Raw genomic sequence first — 17,346 nt, 5'->3', positions numbered from 1 at the left:
TTCCAGCATCCTGAATTTCAGGTCCGGGTGTTGGACGAGGCCATGCCAGGCGCCGATATCCAGTGGCTTCTCGATCATCTGGAGCAGCGCGTTGCCAGCGGGGAGCGCTTCGCGGCCGGCGAGTTCATGCAGGTCGGCTGGATGCTGTTGCGGCTGGACGGCGGCGCGGATGGGGTGCTCAGGGTTGCCGAGCCCGATATGAAGAGCATGCCGATTGCGTATATTGAGTCGATCGACAATACCTTGAAGACCATGCGCGCGCAAAAAGAGATGCTGGAAAACCTGCGGCCGCCCGAGGCGCCGGCGTTTCCATCCATGCGGCAAAGTGTGTTGGTGGACGCGAATTACAAGAGCGCCGAGAGTGTGGTGATGTACCGCATTGCCAGCGAGGTGACGTCCGGCTGGTTCGTCATGGATGCGCACGGTAAGCGGGACGGGCCGGATCAGCTGAACGCCTCGTATATTTCTCTCTATCAGCTGGCGCTCGACCGGCCCGATCTGGTGAAATTCTTTGCTTTGCCGACGGGGCTGAAGGTCGAGGTGGACAAAAAATTCGGCGCCGCGCCGGCGGGGAAGGGCAAAGACAAGAGCTGAGCCCGGGCTGGATAGATGTGCGGCGACGCGAGCCCGTCTATTGATTTGGCGCGCCGCTTCGTGTTAAACTTCGCGCACGCTTTTTTGAGGGGTAAAAAATCTCTCGGATCAGAGTCCGCTGAGCGGTATTTTTCAGCACAGGTCCCCATCGTCTAGAGGCCTAGGACATCACCCTTTCACGGTGAGTACAGGGGTTCGAATCCCCTTGGGGACGCCAAGTTTTTGGCTTCAGTTTTACCAGGTCAGAATGCGCGGTTCGGCATTCAGGACAGATTTCTGTCCCCATCGTCTAGAGGCCTAGGACATCACCCTTTCACGGTGAGTACAGGGGTTCGAATCCCCTTGGGGACGCCAGAACATGGCCGGCGCGATACTATTTGGTGTCGCAGCCGGCATTTTCTTTTGCGCCGTGCATTCGCTCTGCCGCGCCGCCCGCCCTTTGCTGCCTAAGCCATCAAAAAATGTCCCTTGATAAAGATCCCCTCAGCTCGCTAGCCATCTTCTGCAAAGTCGTCGATAACTATGGCGACATCGGCATTTGCTGGCGTCTGGCGCGGCAGTTGCAAGGGGAGCATGGCGTTGCCGTCACCTTGTGGGTCGACGATCTTCGCAGTTTTCAGCGGATTTGCCCGGAGCTTGCGGCGGACGCCGAGGTGCAGCAGATGGCCGGCGTGACGGTGCGCCACTGGCGCGATCAGGACGGCGTGTTCGCGGCCGCCGATGTGGCCGATATCGTCATCGAATTTTTCGCCTGCGATATCCCGCCCGGCTACATTGCCGCCATGGCGCAGTGCGATCCGCGTCCGGTGTGGTTCAATCTGGAAGGCTTGAGCGCCGAGGAGTGGGTCGAGGGTTGCCACACCCTGCAGTCGCCGCACCCGCGCCTGCCTTTGATGAAACATTTTTTCTTCCCCGGTTTTACCAGTAAAACGGGCGGTTTGCTGCGCGAGGCCGCCTTGGAGCAAGAGCGGCGGCAATTCCAGGCGGACCCGGCGGCGATGACGGCGTTCCTGGCCCGGCTGGGCTTGGCGCCGGCCGAGATGGCCGCGCTGAAGGTGTCGCTGTTCTGTTATCCGGACGCGCCGGTCCAGGCCCTGTTCGACGCCTGGCAGGGCGGCGCAACGGCCATCACCTGCCTGGCGCCGGAAGGCGTTGCCGTCGCGGCGATGCAAGCCTTTCTCGGCGCGGACGCCAAGGCTGGGGCGGTGCGCAGCCGCGGCGCGCTGACCGTGCGCATCGTGCCGTTTGTCGCGCAGCCGGACTACGACAAGCTGTTGTGGGCCTGCGACCTCAATTTCGTGCGCGGCGAGGATTCCATCGTGCGCGCGCAGTGGGCGGGGCGGCCATTCGTCTGGCATATCTATCCGCAGGACGAAAACCTGCACCATGTCAAATTGCGCGCCTTCCTGCGGCGTTATTCGGACGGCATCGACAGCCTGGACGCGCTCGCCTTGCACTGGAACGGCGCGTTGGCCGAGGCCGGCTGGGCGGCATTGTGGGCGGCGTTTCAGGCGGACATGCCGGCCATGACGCGCCGCGCCGCCGACTGGCAGCGGGAAATGTTGGCGAACGGCGATCTCGCCAGTAATATGCTGGCGTTCGCCCGCTCGCTTCGGTAGCCCGCCGCGCGAAAAGTAAGGTATAATTTTCGGTTAATTTTTAAGGTATTTTTTCGATCAAACGTGAGCTTACGGCGCGGTTAGCCAGGCGACAGATGATTTTTATGCAACCTCCTTTTTACGTATAATTCCTATGAAACCTGCAAAAGAAATTCGTGTTGGCAACATCATCATGGTTGACAGCAAGCCAATGATCGTGCTGCGTTCCGACGTCAATGGTTCGAGCCGCACGGGCTTCACATACAAATGGAAGATGAAAAATCTTCTGACGAACAGCCCGCAGGAAAACGTCTTCCGCGGCGACGACAAGTTCGACGTCGTTGTTTTGGACAAGAAGCCAGTGACCTACTCGTACTTCGCCGACCCGCTGTTCGTGTTCATGGACACGGAATACAACCAGTACGAAATCGAAGAAGAAAACCTGGGCGATGCGCTGCATTACCTGAAAGACGGCATGGAATGCGAAGCCGTGTTCTACGACGGCAAGGCGATTTCCGTTGAATTGCCGACGACCATCGCGCGTCAGATCGTCTACTCGGAGCCTGCAGTCAAGGGCAACACCTCCGGCAACGTCTTGAAAGAAGCCAAGATCGAAAACGCCATCGACGCGCACCGCCACATCGTGCAAGTGCCGCTGTTCGTCAGCCAGGACGACGTGATCGAAATCGACACCCGTACCAATGAGTACAAACGTGTGGTCCGCAACTAAGCCACCCGCCCTCCGAAAAACGCTGCCGCTGCAGCGTTTTTTTTCGTCCGCACAGCTGGGGACAGACCACGATTTTCGAGGAATGTTTCTTGGAAATCGTGGTCTGTCCCCAGCTGTGCAAGGCGACGCCCCCAAGGTCAGGCGGTTCTGACCTCATTGAGCAGATCGGGATGACGATCCAGCAGCTTGAGCAGCTTGACCAAGGCCAGCGGCGGCTTTGTCTTGCCGTTCTCGTAGCGCGAGAAGGCATTGATGCCGCCGCCGAAGATTTCGGCGGCCTCGCGCTGGTCAAGATCGAGCTTCTTGCGCACCTTGGTAATGAAGCTTGGGTCAACGATGGCCGCATTCACTTGCTTGGAGAATGCCTGCATTTCTCGCATGACGCGATTCGACTCGGCCGCGTCCAGAATGGATTCGGCACAGGCCGGGCAGAAGTCGCCCGTCACTGCCGCGATGATGGTGCTTTCCCCCTTGTAGGTGTAGGGGAGGTCGCGGGTGTCGTGAATCAGTTCAGCCGCGCCGCAAACTGGGCATTTCATGTTCATAGCTCCTTGAAGGACACAATCAGTACGTCATCAACGACCGTCAGTTTCAGGCACACGTCGCCCGCCTGCGTGCGTGGACGGTAGACGTCCTGCCATATCGTGTGATCGGCATGGCTGGTCATGCTTTTGTAGAAGTCCGCCGGCGTGAGCGCCATCACCACATCCAGCATCTCGGAGAGCGTAAACCCCAGCTCGTTTGCGCCAACTCGCGCCGCGTGCGTGGTGCGTACCTTGCCGGCATTGACTAAAGCTTTGGCCACGGCCAGCCTGCAATGTGGGATGTGCTTCTCCATCAATGTAATTTAACCTAGTTGGTTTATTTTGGTAAATTGCTTAGTTGCTCGCTTAACCGTACTTGGTGGGGACAGACCACGATTTCCGAGGAATGTTTCTTGGAAATCGTGGTCTGTCCCCAGCTGTAAAGCATTAAATGTTTCTGTGCGTATAAAATAATTGATTAATAGTGTCGTTTTCTCATGCCTGTTGCTGCTATGCTATTGGTTCGCATTCGCGGGCATGTGGCGCATTTCATTGAGGATGGGGTTGGCATGGATCGTAGGGATTTCGTGGGTATGGGCTTGGCCGTTGGCGCCGTCGCCAGTGTCGCGCCGGCACGCAGCGCGCCGGCCAATGCAGCCTTCAAGCCCGGCGGCGCCCTCGACGCCGGCGTGTTGCAGCAGCAGGAGCTGATGGCGGCGGGCAAGCTCAGCTCGCACGCCTTGACGTCGCAGTATCTGGCCCGCATCAATTCGATCGACAAGTCCGGCCCGCGCATCAATTCCATCATCGAACTCAATCCCGAGGCCCTGAAGATCGCCCGCGAGATGGACCGCGAGCGCGCCGCCAAAAAATTGCGCGGCCCCCTGCACGGCATTCCCGTGCTGCTCAAGGATAATATCGCCACGGCCGACCGCATGAGCACCAGCGCCGGTTCGCTGGCGCTGGTGGGCGTGCGCGCCGCCCGCGACGCCCACGTGGTGGCGCAGTTGCGCGCGGCCGGCGCCGTCATCCTCGGCAAGACCAATCTGAGCGAGTGGGCGAATATGCGTTCTACCCATTCGGTCAGCGGCTGGAGCGGACGCGGCGGCCTGACGCGCAACCCGTATGCGCTGGACCGCAATTGCAGCGGTTCCAGTTCCGGTTCGGGCGCGGCCATCGCCGCCAGCCTGGCGACGCTGGCCGTGGGCAGCGAGACGGACGGTTCTATCGTTTCGCCGGCCTCGATTTGCGGCCTGGTCGGCATCAAGCCGACGCTGGGGCTGGTCAGCCGCGGCGGCATCATTCCGATCGCCCATTCGCAGGACACGGCCGGGCCGATGGCGCGCAGCGTCACCGACGCGGCGCTGATGCTGGCGGCGATGGTCGGCGTCGATCCGGCCGACGCCGCCACGCTGGACGGCGCCGGCAAGGCTGGCGATTACGCCAAGGCGCTCGACAAGGGCGGCTTGCGCGGCATGCGCATCGGCGTCGCGCGCGATTTCTTCGGCAGTAACGACGAGCTGGACGCCGTCATCGAACGGGCGCTCAAGGCCTTGGCGGCGCAGGGCGCCGTGCTGGTCGATCCGGTGCAGGTGCCGAACGTGGCCAAGTACGGCGACAGCGAAACCGAGGTGCTGCTGTATGAGTTCAAGGCCAATCTGGCGGCCTATTTGAAGGATTATGCGCCGGACGCGCCGGTGGCGGACATGGCGGCCTTGATCGCCTTTAACGAGAAGCACGCCGCCACCGAGCTGCGCTATTTCGGCCAGGAGTATTTGCTGCGGGCCGAGGCCAAGGGCGGCCTGGATAGTCAGGAGTATCTGGATGCGCTGGCCAATAACCGCCGCTATGCGCGCGAGGAGGGCATCGACCAGGTGCTGCGCGAGCACCGTCTCGACGCGCTGGTGGCGCCCACGGGCGGGCCGGCCTGGCTGACCGATTTCATCAACGGCGATCATTATGGCGGCAGTTTTTCGACGCCGGCCGCCGTCGCCGGCTATCCGCATATCACGGTGCCGGCCGGCTTCGTACACGGTTTGCCGGTCGGCTTGTCCTTCGTCGGCGCCGCTTATAGTGAGGCGGCTTTGATCGGAATGGCGTATGCTTTCGAGCAGGCGACGCTGCACCGGCGCGCGCCGCAGTTTCCCGCCAGCGTGTCGTTGGCGGTGAAGTAACGCATAAGGATAGAGATGAACCGTCACGCCAGGTTGTTGCTGTTGTTTGCTTTGTCGTTGCCGGCGCTGCCGTTGCAGGCGAAGGAGTCGCCGGTCGAGCAGGCGCTGCGCTGCACGAAGTCGACTGCGTGCCCGTATTTTCCCGAGGCGTATAAGCGCGACCGCGATTTCCGCGATGCGTTCAAGGACGCGCTGAAGCAGGCCGGCATCAAGCGGCCGCGCTGGGTGCCGGACGGCGTTTCCGGCCCGGTCGAGCCGGTTGTCGTCGGTGGCGCGAAGATGTTGTTCACCAATGTCTGCGAGCCGCATAATTGCGGCGACCATCGCTTGATGCTGTTGTATCGCGTTGATAGCAAGAGTATGGCGGGCCTGTATATCAGCGATGCCGACGGTAAGATCAGCAAGACTTTTTTCGGTAATCCGAGTCAGGCCGAGCAGGATGTGCTGAAGAAGGATGAGCGTAACTAGCGGGCGGATTTGCCGGGTTTAGATTGAAACGGCTTCAGGCTGGATGTGGCCGGCAAAAGCAGGGGTCAGACCCCAAAGGGCCGGGGTCAGACCCCATTGGGCCGCTGGCTTCGCTTTGTCGCTGCACCGCCTAGGCGGAGCGCACCAGACGGCGCAGGCGGCCGATCAGTTCGTCGCGCAGCGCGTGCAGCCGGCCCAGTTGCGCGGTGGCGTCGGCGCCGCGTCCGGCGCGCCGCAATTCCACGAGTTCGCGCCCCAGCGCGTGCACTTGCGCGTGCAGCGCCGGCAGCGCCGCGAACGCCGGCCCTTGTCCGTATAGCGCGCGGCCTTCGTGTTCCAGCCAGCGGCCGAAGTGGCCGGCGTGGGCGTCCAGCGGCGCCGGTTCTTCGCGCCCGCCGTCGAGGTAGCCGTCGATGCCGCGCAGCCAGTGGCGCAGTTCGACTTCGGCGAATACCGTCATGCGGTCGCTTGGCGTCGGCGCGCGGTCGCGCCAGGCGCTCCAGGCCGGGTCCGGGCGCCAGCCGGCGACCCAGCCGGGCAGTTCGGCGGCCGGCATCGCCTCGGCGATGCCGAAGCCTTGCGCCAGCGTGCATCCCAGCAGCAGCAACAGTTCGCCGTGCGCCGTCGTTTCCACGCCTTCGGCGATGAGTTGGCGGCGGAAGGCCGCCGCCAGTCCGGCCACGCCTTCGATGATGGCCAGGTCTTCGGGGTCTTCCAGCATGTCGCGCACGAAGCTTTGGTCGATCTTCAGCCATTCGACCGGCAGGCGCTTCAGGTAGGTCAGCGAGGAGTAGCCGGTGCCGAAGTCGTCGAGGGCGAAGTTTACGCCGATGGCGCGGCAGGCGTGCATCACTTCCGACACTTGCGCCATGTCTTCCAGCGCGCTCGTTTCGAGTATTTCCAGTTCCAGGTAGCCGGCCGGCACGTCGGGCTGCGCCGCCAGCAGCGCCGCCAGGCGCGCGCCGAAGTCGTTCTGCTGCAGCTGGCGCGCGCCGACGTTGACGCTGACGGGCAGTTCCAGCCCGGCCGCGCGCCAGGCGCTGATCTGCGCCAGCGCGCTGCCGATCACCCATTCGCCCAGCTCGACGCTGACCTGGTGCTCGTCGATGACCGGCAGGAAGGCGGCCGGCGGCAGCAGGCCGCGCTGCGGATGCTGCCAGCGCACCAGCGCCTCGGCGCCGATGACGGCGCCGCTGCGCATGTTCACGCGCGGCTGGTAGTGCAGCACGAATTCTCCCTGTTCCAGGCCGAGGCTGATGCGGGCGATGCTTTCGCGGTAGATTTTCTCGGCCTGGTCCTGTTCGACGTCGAACAGGTGGTAGCGGTTTTTGCCGGCCTGCTTGGCCAGGTACATGGCCTGGTCGGCGTGGCGCATCAGCAGGTCGGCGTCGGCGCCGTCGCGCGGGTACAGCGTGACGCCGATGCTGGCCGAGACGCGCAGCGCCTGCTGTTCGACCTGGACCGGGTCGGCGGCCGCCCGCAGCAGCCGTTCCAGCACCGGCTCGCAGTCCTGCGGCCGGTCCAGGTCGACCAGCACGGCGACGAATTCGTCGCCGCCGATGCGGGCGATGGTGTCGCCCTCGCGCAACGCCGCCTGCATGCGCTGCGACAGCGTGACCAGCAGGGCGTCGCCGATCTGGTGGCCGTGGTGGTCGTTGACGGCCTTGAAGCCGTCCAGGTCGAGGTAAACCAGGGCCAGCGACTGGCTGCGGCGCTGGCTTTGCGCCAGCGCGTGCTGCAGGCGGTCGGCCAGCAGCACGCGGTTGGGCAGGCCGGTCAGGGCGTCGTAGTGGGCGATGTATTCGAGTTGGCGCTGGTGTTCCTTGAACGGCGTGATGTCGGTGAACAGGGCGACGTAGTTCTGGGTCTTGCCGGCGGCGTCGCGCACGGCGCTGATGGTGATCATTTCGGCGTGCACCTCGCCGTTCTTGCGGCGGTTCCAGGCTTCGCCGTCCCAGTGGCCGGTGTCGATCAGGGCGCGCCACATGGCGGCGTAGTAGTCGGGCGGCTGGCGGCCGGAGTTGAGGATGCGCGGGGTTTGGCCCAGCGCTTCCTGGTGGCTGTAGCCGGTGATGCGGGTGAAGGTGTCGTTGACTTCGATGATGATGCCGTCGGCGTCGGTGATCATGATGCCCTCGCGGGCGTGGGTGAAGACGCTGGCGGCCAGCTGCAGGCGCGCCTCTGCGCCGGTCTGGTCGATCGCCAGCGCGGCCAGGCGCGCCTCGTCTTCGAGAAACTGCAGCTCGCCCGGCGCCGGCGCGCGCGCGTGGCGGTGGAAGATGGCGAAGATGCCCAGCACCTTGCCCTGCGAGCTGCGGATCGGCTGCGACCAGCAGGCGCCCAGGCCGGCCTGGAAGGCCAGCTCCAGCAGCGGCGGGCCGGCGGCGGCGCCGGCGATGTCGGCGACGATGACGCGGCGCTCGGCGAAGGCGGCCGTGCTGAAGGGGGCGCCGCCGGCGTCGACGGCGATGCCGTCGACGCCGGCGCGGTAGTCGTCCGGCAGGCTGGGCGCGGCGCCGACGCGCAGGCGCCGGCCGTCCTCGTCGAGCAGCAGGATGCAGCTGAGCATGGCGGGGTAGATCGCCTCGACGTCGGCGGCGATGGCGTCGAGCACGTCGGGCAGGGCCGCCTTGGCCGCCAGCATGGCCAGCACCTGGTTGTGGTGCTGGGTGCGCTGCTCGGCCAGGCGGCGCGCCGTGACGTCGGCGATGACGCCGACCAGGCCGCGCTCGACGCCGGCGCCGTCGTAGAAGCGCTTGCCGGTCAGGTGGCCGAGGAAGGCGGTGTCGTCGGCGCGCCAGTAGTGGCGCTCCAGGTCGACGGAGACGATCTGGCTGCCCAGCAGGGCGAGCATTTTTTGCTGGCCGCTGGCCCGTTCCGAGGGGTGCACCAGCTCGACGTAGGATTTGCCGATCAAGGCGCGCAGCGGCCAGCCGAACATGTCGGCCATGCGCTCGTTGGCGTGGGTGAGGCGGCCCTCCAGGTCGACGAGGAAGATGGCGACGCTGGAGGTGTCGAGGATTTGCTGCAGCAGCGCCTGGCGGCCGGCCAGCTCGCCGTTGGCCCGTTCGAGGGCCTGCTCGGCCCGTTCGCGCTGGCCGATGTCGCGCTCGATCGCCGCCAGCATGTCGTTGAAGTGGCGGCCCAGCTTGCTCAGCTCGTTGCCGGGCGGGACGGCGCAGCGGGCCGCGTAGTCGCCGCGCGCCACCTGCTCGGCGTGGCGGCCCAGCAGGCCCAGCGGCCGCAGCACGGCGCGCCGCGTGTAGACGATGATGCCGCTGACGCCGACCAGGGCCAGCACCACCAGTGTCATCAGCAGCAGCACCAGGCGCTGCAACTGCCGCTGCAGCGCCTGCAGCTCGCCCTTGGTGCGGGCGTCGATGGCGTCGACGAAGCGGCTGATCGGCGCCATGATGCTGGCCTTGGCGTCCAGGTAGCGGGGGCCGTACAGCAGGCCGACGGCGGCCTGGCGCTCGAAGGCATGGCGCTCGCCGACGGCGGCGAAGGCGTGCCGCTCCAGCGTGACGAGGGCGTCGGAATAGGCCAGGGCGGTGTGCAGCAGCGCGAATTCGTCGTCGGCGACGCCCTCGCGCCGCATCAGTTCGCGCAGCGCCACGGCGGTGCCGGCGGCGACGGCGGGGCCGCGGTCCACGCCGGCCAGGTTCCAGTAGGTGGGCGAGTAGCGCAGCGGCCGCGGCAGCGTGCCGTTGCGGATGCCGAGGATGGCGTCGTAGTGCCGTTCGTAGGCCAGGTCGCCGGTGCTGACGTAGCTGCGCGCCATGCGGCTCAAGTCTTCCGAGCTTTGGAACAGCTCGTCGGCCAGCATCAGCGAGTGCCGCCGGTGTTCGGCGCCGAGCACGACGCGCTGCTCGATTTGCAGCACGCGGAAAATCACCAGGCCCATCGCCACGAGCATGGCGATGGTGGCGACGGCGACGCATTTGCCCAGGGTGCTGATCTTCATCGCTGTCCCTGTCTTGCCGGCGGGCGTGCCGGTGCGCGGCCGTGGCGACGGCGGGCGGCGGGGGAGGCGGGCTTACAGCGCTGGCGCTGTAACGCGAAGCAATGCTGATCCATTGCAAATGATTGTATCCCAGGTGCTGCTTATCAGAAATAGTATTTCATTTGAGCAAAAAATACCTGTTGCGCTGGGGGCCAGGGTGGAAAAACTTGGCAATTCCTGCAACTTTGATATTGTCTGATCAATGCTTTCATGCCAACATGCGGGCAGCGGCGGCCGCGGCACGGGCCGTCGAATCGAGCAGGTCTTTTTCTCCCCTCCCCATTTTTATAAGGATGCGCATATGAAGCAATACAGCGCGGAGTTTCTTGGTACATTTTGGCTGGTTCTCGGCGGCTGCGGCAGCGCCGTGCTGGCGGCCGCCTTTCCCCACGTCGGCATCGGTTTGCACGGCGTCTCGCTGGCCTTCGGCCTGACCGTGCTGACGATGGCCTACGCGATCGGCCACATCTCCGGTTGCCACCTGAATCCGGCCGTGTCGATCGGCCTGTGGGCGGGCGGACGCTTCCCGGCCGCCAAGCTGGCGCCCTACATCGGCGCGCAGGTGGCTGGCGCCATCGCCGCCGCCGGCGTGCTGTACCTGATCGCCAGCGGCGCGCCGGGCTTCAGCCTGAGCGGCGGCTTCGCCTCGAACGGCTACGGCGAGCACTCGCCGGGCGGCTACTCGATGCAGGCGGCCCTGATCACGGAAGTGGTCATGACGATGTTCTTCCTGATCGTCATCCTCGGCGCCACCGACAAGCGGGCGCCGGCCGGCTTCGCGCCGCTGCCGATCGGCCTGGCGCTGACGCTGATCCACCTGATCAGCATCCCCGTGACGAACACCTCGGTGAATCCGGCGCGCAGCACCGGCGTCGCCCTGTTCGCCGGCGACTGGGCCGTCGGCCAGTTGTGGTTGTTCTGGGTTGCGCCTATCGTCGGCGCGCTGCTGGGCGCATTGGCCTACCGCTTCATCGCCAGCGAAGAGAAGTAATCTGGACGGCGCCGGGGTCCAACCCCGGCGCGGCGCCTCAGGCGTCGATGAAGCGCATCTTGAAGCTGCGGCCCTTGATGTTGCCGAAGTCGCGGCCCAGCGGATTGCCGCCGTTCAGGCGCTGGAAGGCCGCCTCGGCCACGCCGCGCTCCAGCGCCACGTAGGTCATGAATTCAAACACGTTGATCTTGCCGACCTGCTCCTTGCTCAGGCCGGCGTCGCCCGTCAGCGCGCCCAGCAGGTCGCCTGGACGCAGCTTGTCCTTCTTGCCCCCCATGATGCACAGCGTGACCATGGGCGCGGCCAGCGCCGCCTCCGCCTCGTCGCCTTCCAGCTCGCCCAGGTCGTGCCACTGCGCCGGCTTGTCCTGATACTGCTCGATCAGCTTGACCCATTTCTTTTCGTTCGGCGCGCACAGCGACAGCGCCAGGCCGCTTTCGCCGCCGCGGCCGGTGCGGCCGATGCGGTGGATGTGCACCTCCGTGTCCTTCGAGACGTCGACGTTGATCACCGCGCCCAGGCTCTGGATGTCGAGGCCGCGCGCGGCCACGTCGGTGGCCACCAGCACGGAGCAGCTGCGGTTGGCGAACAGCACGAGGATTTCGTCGCGCTCGCGCTGTTCCAGCTCGCCGTACAGGGCCAGCGCGGAAAAGCCCTGCTGGCGCAGCTCGTCGGCCAGTTCGCGGCAGTGCACCTTGGTGTTGCAGAAGGCCAGCGTCGAGACGGGGCGGAAGTGCTTGAGCAGGGTGCCGACGGCGGCGTCGCGCCCGTCGAAGCCCACTTCGTAGAAGCGCTGCTCGATCTTGTCGTTGTCGTGCTGCGCCTGCACGGTGACCTCGGCCGGGTTGTCGAGGAAGGCGGCGGTGGCGCGGCGGATGTCGTCCGGGTAGGTGGCCGAGAACAGCAGCGTCTGGCGGCGCGCCGGGCAGGCGCTGACGATGCCGGCGATCTCGTCATAGAAGCCCATGTCGGTCATGCGGTCGGCCTCGTCCAGCACCAGCGTCTGCACGTGGCCCAGGTTCAGGGTGCCGCGCCCCAGGTGGTCGCGCAGCCGGCCCGGCGTGCCGACGACGATGTGGGCGCCGTGCTCCAGCGAGGCCATCTGCGGGCGCATCGAGGTGCCGCCCGTCAGCGTCAGGATCTTGATGTTGCCGGCGCTGCGGGCCAGGCGGCGCAGCTCGTTGGCGACCTGGTCGGCCAGTTCGCGGGTCGGGCACAGCACCAGGCCTTGCACGGCGAACCAGGCCGGGTTCAGCTTGTGCAGGATGCCGATGCCGAAGGCGGCCGTCTTGCCGCTGCCCGTCTTCGCCTGGGCGATCAGGTCGCGCCCGTCCAGCACCGTCGGCAGGCTTTGCGCCTGGATCGCCGTCATTTCATGGTAGCCGAGCTGGTCGAGGTTGGCCAGGAAGGCGGGCGTCAGCGGCAGGCTGGAAAAGGAGTTCGGATTCATATCGGGGCCAGTCAGGGAAAGCGGGGGAGGGTGGGCACAGTCTACCAGCGTCGGCTGCGGCTGTGCGGATAGCGGGGCGCCCGCGGCGGGCGCGCCGCCGCAGCGGGCGTCAGGCCGGCGCCCAGTTGGGCAGGCCGGTCAGGTCGGTGTTCTCGTCGCGGCGCCAGACCGGCAGGCCGGTGGCGTCGGTCGGGTCGAGCAATTCCAGTTGCACCTGCTTGACGCTGGGCTTCTTGATGCGCGGCGCGCGCCACGGCACGGGCTCGGCCGGCGTCAACAGCTCGGCCGGGGCCGGGCCGAAGCCGGGCAGGTCGAAGGTCGCGTTGTCTTTTTTATCTCTCATTTCGGAAACCTCATGCCACCGCGCGCCGCCCCAACGGCGGCGCTGCGATGGAGCGGCCATGACGTCTGGACGCTTCAATTACGGCCGCGTAAACGCGCCGCAGAAAACAAAAGCCCGGCTGCAGGAGTCGGGCTCAATGGGTGATCGGCGCCTGGGGCGGCGAGTCCGTGTGCGCTCGCCGTAACCCATTCAGACCGCTGCTCCGGGCGGGACAGCGACAGCGCCCGCCGAGTGTAAGTTCGGCACGCAGTGTATCACACTCCTTTTTCACCGTGGGGGCTGGATTGGCGCGCCGGCCCGAAGCCGGCGCGGCCCCCACGGCGCGGGCCGCTTAGCGGAAGCTCAGCGCGCCGGTCAGGTCGCCCGGCGGCAGCGCGCCGCGCGCGGCGAAGGCGGCGTTGCGCGTGGCCAGCCCTTCCAGCAGCGGCAGGTCGTGCAGGCGGGTGATCAGGCGCAGGATCGAGGTGGTGTCGTAGAAGCTGTGGTCGACCACGCCCTTTTTCGCGTATGGCGAGACGACGATGGCGGGAATGCGCGAGCCCGGACCCCAGCGGTCGCCCTTGGGCGGCGCGACGTGGTCCCACCAGCCGCCGTTTTCGTCGAAGGTGATGACGACCACCATGTCTTTCCACTGCGGCGACTTCTTCAAGTGCTCGATGACGTTGGCGACGTGCTGGTCGCCGGACTCGACGTCGGAATAGCCGGCGTGCAGGTTCAGGTTGCCCTGCGGCTTGTAGAAGCTGACGGCCGGCAGCTTGCCGGCGACGACGTCGGCGAGGAATTTGTTGGAGATCGGGCTGTCGCCCAGGCCGCCGTCGCGCAGGTGCTCGGCGCGCGCGCGCGTGCCCGGCGCGAACTGCTGGAAGTAGTTCAGCGGCTGGTGGTGGAACTGGAAGTTCGGCTTCTCGCCGCCGCCCTTGGCGTCCAGCGCCGCCTGCCAGGCGCCGCCGTACCAGGCCCAGCTGACCGACTTCTCGGACAGCAGGTCGCCGATGGTTTGATAGGTCTGCGGCGGCAGCGTGCTCGGGTCGAGCGGGTCGGCCAGGGCCTTGTCGCCGCCGGCGGCCGGGCGCACATAGCTGGGCTGGAACGGCGGGGCCATGGTGTTGACGGCGTAGCCGTCCGGCGTGATGGCGCCGTCGTTGACGAATTTCGGCTTGCCGTCCATTGCCGAGGCGGGGCCGTCGGCGGCCACGGCCAGGCGCGCGCCGGTGGGGCCGTCGGCCGTCACCGCGATCTTTTTCTTCGCCGGCGTCGCGGCCGCGTTGAAGTATTCCGGCGTGCGGCCGGAGATCAGGAACTGGTGGTTCAGGTAGGAGCCGCCGAAGGCCGCCATGAAGAAGTTGTCGCACAGCGTGTATTGCTGGGCGATCTTCCACAGGTCCAGATTAGTCCTGGTTTCGCCGTAGTAGCCCATGACCATGCCGCCGGTGTTGGCCCAGGCGACGAAGCCGTCGTTGCTGCCGCCGTTGATCTGCATCTGGTTCTGGTAGAACAGGTGCCACAGGTCGCGCGTGATGACGGACTCGGGCAGGGGCTGGCCGTCGGTGTTGCTCAGCTTGAACGGGCCGTTCGGCAAGTCCTTGATCTGGTCTTCCTTGATTTCGTACTGCTTGCCGCCGATGTTTTGCGGCGTCGGCACCATGCCGCCCCAGATCTTGGGCAGCGACGCCAGCGTCGAGCCGTCGCGGTCCTTCTGCGCCGCCAGCGCGGCCGGCACGGCCGACAGCGGCGCGGCGGTGCCGGGGAAGTCGGCGAACAGATTGTTGAAACTGCGGTTTTCCAGGTAGATCACAACGACGTTCTTGACGTGGGCCTTCAGCTTGGCGTCGAGCGAGCCCTTGGCGATCCTGGCCGGCCTGGCGTCGGCGACGGCCGGCAGCGCGCCGGCCAGGCCGACGGCGGTGGCGGCCTGGAAGATGCGGCGGCGCGCCGGGTTGCTGGGCAGGTCGGCGGCTGGGTTTTGTTGCTCGTTGATGGGGTCCGTCACACACTTCTCCTTGGGGTTGTTCTGGTCGTCGGATTGACGGGCGGGGCGAGGCGGCCGGCGCGTGCAAGGCGGGTGCCGCACGCCGCCGGACCGGCTGGGGCCGCATTGGGGGAAAATTGTATCACCGCTCTGGCAAGATTGCGAAATACGCAGCTTGAGGCGGCGCAGCCATGCCGCGTTTTATGCTATTTACAATAATAATGTTTTTACATGCTATATTCGCAAGCACATCAGTGATGGCGAGGGCATGCTGAACGATGATGGCGGTCGCCGCCGACGCATGCGCGCCTTTTTTATTCGTTAACGAAGAGGACAGGCATGAGGAAAATCATCATCGTTGCATGGCTTGCGGCTGGCATGCTGGTGCAGGGCTGCGGCAGCGACGCCGGCACGCCCCCGCCCGTGGCGCGCGGCAGCGAAGTGTTGTGGGACCACGATGGCGTGCCGCACATCTACGCCGCCGGCGCCGACAGCGTCGGCTACGCCTTCGGCCGGGCGCAGATGCAGATGCACGCCGAGCTGCTGATACGCATGTACGCGCAGGCCCGCGGCCGCGGCGCGGAATATTATGGCGAGGAGTTCAAGGGCGGCGAGCTGTTCCCCGTCGACATGCTGGAAGTGGACAGGCTGGTGCGCACGATGGCGTTTCCGCGCCTGGCCCAGGAATGGACGGCGGCGCAGTCGCCGCGCATGCGCGCCTACCTGGACGCCTTCGTGGCCGGCCTGAACGAGCAGGCCGCCGCGCAGGACCTCTCGCCCGAGGCCAGGAGCGTGCTGCCGCTGCGCGTCGAGGACGTCATGGGCCACACGCTGCGCACCTTCTTCGCCTACCTGACGGGCGGCACGGCGACCGGCGCGGCGAACTGCTCGATGATCTATCCGAGCGACGAGATGACGGGCTTGAACCTGATCGGCGGCTCGAACGGCTGGGCGCTCGGCCCGAGCAAGACGGCCAATGGCAAGGCCATGCTGCTGGCCAACCCGCATTTGCTGTGGGGCGGCAACCATACCTGGTTCGAGGCGCAGTTCAGCAGCCCGCAATACGCCATCTACGGCGCCACGCTGGTCGGCCTGCCGGTGATACGCATCGGCTTCAACGACCGCCACGGCTGGGTGCACACGGTCAATACGCAGGATGGCTGCGACCTGTATGAGCTGAAGCGCGACGGCGAACGCTACCAGCTGGACGGCCAGTGGACGGCTTTCGAGCAGAGCGACGAGTCGGTGCTGGTCAAGCTGCCCGGCGGCGCGCTGGAGCCGCGCCCCCTCAAGCTGCGCCGCAGCGTGCACGGCGCGGTGTTCGAGAAGAATGGCAAGACCTATGCGCTGCGCGTCGTCGGCGTCGACCAGCTGCAAACGCCGGGCGTGCTGGAGCAGTGGTGGGACATGGCCCAGGCGGCCGACTTCGGTGCCTTCCAGAGGGTTGTGCAGCGGCAGCAAAACCCTTTCCACAACATCATCTACGCGGACGCCGGCGGGAATATCTGGAGCGTGTTTGGCGGCATGACGCCGGTGCGTCCGCTGGGCGACGCCGCCTTCTGGGCGGAGCCTGTCGACGGCAGCAACTCCGGCCTGATCTGGCGGCGCGCCCACGCGATCAGCGAGATGCCGCAGGTCAGCAACCCGGCGTCCGGCTGGGTGCAAAACTCGAACAGCGTGCCCTGGTTCATGAGCAAGCCGGCGCTCGACCCGGCCGCGTATCCATCCTATGTGTCGCCGCGCGTGGCGCCGCTGATGCGCGAGCAGCGCGGCATCGAGCTGATCGAGCAAACCGCCCGCTTCACGCTGGACGACCTGGTCGCCGCCAAGCACGACACGCGCGCCCTGCTGGCCGACCGCGTGCTGCCGGACCTGCTGGCGGCCGCCGGCGCCTCCGGGAACGCGGAGGCCGTGCGGGCCGGGCGCGTGCTGGAGCAGTGGGACCGCAGGACCGAGTCCGCTTCGCGCGGCGCTCTGCTGTTTCGCAACTGGGTGAGCGCCATGGGCGGCTCGCACGCGCTGCCGTATGTCTCGGGCGGCAATTACGCCGAGCCCTACACATCGCCGCGGGGCTTGCTCGATCCGGTCGCGGCCGTCACGGCGCTGGCCGGGCTCGTGACCGAGCTGGACAGGATCGGCGTGCCCTTGGACACGGCGTATGGCGACGTCTACCGCTTCCGCCGGGGCAGCGGCGCGACGCGCGTGGACTTCCCGGCCAATGGCAGCGGCGACGAGCTGGGCGGCTTCCGCAGCATCGACTACCTGGCCGACAAGGACGGCGCGCAGAAAGCCATCTTCGGCGACACCTTCGTCGCGCTGGTCGAATTTGGTCCGACCGTGCGCGCCAAGGTCATCAACACCTATGGCAACTCCAGCGACCCGGCCAACGCCGCCTTCGGCAGCCAGCTGGAACTGGCGTCGCGCAAGGCCATGCGCGACGCCCTGCTGGTGCGCTCCGCCGTCGAAGGTGCGCTGAAGCGGCGCGAGGTGTTTGAAAAATAG

Annotated in this window: 14 protein-coding genes and 2 tRNA genes; 10 read left to right on the top strand and 6 right to left on the bottom strand. The window is 66.1% G+C overall.

Annotation, left to right across the window (positions count from 1 at the left end; translation table 11 throughout):
* Positions 1 to 42 precede the first annotated feature (42 nt).
* From OIK44_RS13020 to OIK44_RS13000, 5 genes are all read left to right on the top strand, one after another.
* Positions 43 to 594: an immunity protein Imm33 domain-containing protein gene (locus OIK44_RS13020; protein ID WP_273671182.1), complete on the top strand. Its 552-nt coding sequence runs from the start codon at positions 43 to 45 to the stop codon at positions 592 to 594.
* Positions 595 to 735: 141 nt separating this feature from the next.
* Positions 736 to 811, top strand: a tRNA-Glu gene (locus tag OIK44_RS13015).
* Between the two features lie 61 nt (positions 812 to 872).
* A tRNA-Glu gene (locus OIK44_RS13010) sits at positions 873 to 948 on the top strand.
* Between the two features lie 107 nt (positions 949 to 1,055).
* Positions 1,056 to 2,213, top strand: a complete 1,158-nt coding sequence (earP, locus tag OIK44_RS13005) for an elongation factor P maturation arginine rhamnosyltransferase EarP (protein WP_273671181.1) — start codon at positions 1,056 to 1,058, stop codon at positions 2,211 to 2,213.
* Between the two features lie 133 nt (positions 2,214 to 2,346).
* Positions 2,347 to 2,922: an elongation factor P gene (locus OIK44_RS13000; protein ID WP_273671179.1), complete on the top strand. Its 576-nt coding sequence runs from the start codon at positions 2,347 to 2,349 to the stop codon at positions 2,920 to 2,922.
* A gap of 137 nt (positions 2,923 to 3,059) precedes the next feature.
* On the opposite strand, the gene OIK44_RS12995 is transcribed toward OIK44_RS13000, so the two are convergent.
* Entirely contained in the window at positions 3,060 to 3,461 is a 402-nt protein-coding gene (locus OIK44_RS12995; protein ID WP_273671178.1) for a type II toxin-antitoxin system MqsA family antitoxin, read from the bottom strand.
* A gap of 2 nt (positions 3,462 to 3,463) precedes the next feature.
* On the bottom strand, positions 3,464 to 3,760 hold the full coding sequence (locus tag OIK44_RS12990) for a type II toxin-antitoxin system MqsR family toxin (RefSeq protein ID WP_273671177.1): 297 nt from the start codon (positions 3,758 to 3,760) through the stop codon (positions 3,464 to 3,466).
* A 255-nt stretch (positions 3,761 to 4,015) separates the two neighbouring features.
* Between OIK44_RS12990 and OIK44_RS12985 the strand changes: the two genes are divergently transcribed.
* Both OIK44_RS12985 and OIK44_RS12980 read left to right on the top strand, forming a co-directional pair.
* A complete protein-coding gene (locus OIK44_RS12985) occupies positions 4,016 to 5,620 on the top strand; it encodes an amidase (protein WP_273671176.1) in 1,605 nt (534 codons plus the stop codon).
* A gap of 15 nt (positions 5,621 to 5,635) precedes the next feature.
* Positions 5,636 to 6,088, top strand: a complete 453-nt coding sequence (locus tag OIK44_RS12980) for an Ivy family c-type lysozyme inhibitor (protein ID WP_273671175.1) — start codon at positions 5,636 to 5,638, stop codon at positions 6,086 to 6,088.
* 130 nt (positions 6,089 to 6,218) lie between these two features.
* Here the strand turns inward: OIK44_RS12980 and OIK44_RS12975 are convergent, their stop codons facing one another.
* Positions 6,219 to 10,052: an EAL domain-containing protein gene (locus OIK44_RS12975; RefSeq protein ID WP_273671174.1), complete on the bottom strand. Its 3,834-nt coding sequence runs from the start codon at positions 10,050 to 10,052 to the stop codon at positions 6,219 to 6,221.
* On the opposite strand from OIK44_RS12975, the gene OIK44_RS12970 reads away from it, so the two are divergent.
* Together OIK44_RS12970 and aqpZ are read left to right on the top strand one after the other, a co-directional pair.
* Complete coding sequence (locus OIK44_RS12970; protein ID WP_273671173.1) at positions 10,039 to 10,290, top strand: hypothetical protein; 252 nt, start codon at positions 10,039 to 10,041, stop codon at positions 10,288 to 10,290. The genes OIK44_RS12975 and OIK44_RS12970 overlap by 14 nt on opposite strands.
* A 102-nt stretch (positions 10,291 to 10,392) precedes the next feature.
* Positions 10,393 to 11,082 (top strand): aquaporin Z, encoded by a 690-nt coding sequence (gene aqpZ, locus OIK44_RS12965; protein WP_273671172.1) that lies wholly within the window; start codon positions 10,393 to 10,395, stop codon positions 11,080 to 11,082.
* 37 nt (positions 11,083 to 11,119) lie between these two features.
* Here the strand turns inward: aqpZ and dbpA are convergent, their stop codons facing one another.
* The 3 genes from dbpA to OIK44_RS12950 all read right to left on the bottom strand — a co-directional run bounded on the left by dbpA (position 11,120) and on the right by OIK44_RS12950 (position 14,865).
* The gene (gene dbpA, locus OIK44_RS12960; RefSeq protein WP_273671171.1) at positions 11,120 to 12,532 is read right to left on the bottom strand and encodes an ATP-dependent RNA helicase DbpA; all 1,413 of its coding nucleotides are present in this window, start codon (positions 12,530 to 12,532) and stop codon (positions 11,120 to 11,122) included.
* A gap of 109 nt (positions 12,533 to 12,641) precedes the next feature.
* Positions 12,642 to 12,875, bottom strand: a complete 234-nt coding sequence (locus OIK44_RS12955; protein WP_273671170.1) for a hypothetical protein — start codon at positions 12,873 to 12,875, stop codon at positions 12,642 to 12,644.
* 331 nt (positions 12,876 to 13,206) lie between these two features.
* Positions 13,207 to 14,865, bottom strand: a complete 1,659-nt coding sequence (locus OIK44_RS12950; RefSeq protein WP_273671169.1) for an acid phosphatase — start codon at positions 14,863 to 14,865, stop codon at positions 13,207 to 13,209.
* 318 nt (positions 14,866 to 15,183) lie between these two features.
* On the opposite strand from OIK44_RS12950, the gene OIK44_RS12945 reads away from it, so the two are divergent.
* A complete protein-coding gene (locus tag OIK44_RS12945; RefSeq protein ID WP_273671168.1) occupies positions 15,184 to 17,346 on the top strand; it encodes a penicillin acylase family protein in 2,163 nt (720 codons plus the stop codon).

The sequence above is a fragment of the Janthinobacterium fluminis genome, from assembly GCF_028595325.1.
Lineage (GTDB): Bacteria > Pseudomonadota > Gammaproteobacteria > Burkholderiales > Burkholderiaceae_D > Janthinobacterium > Janthinobacterium fluminis.
Note: the sequence above shows the minus strand (reverse complement) of the source record. Positions and strands in the feature narration are given on the sequence as shown.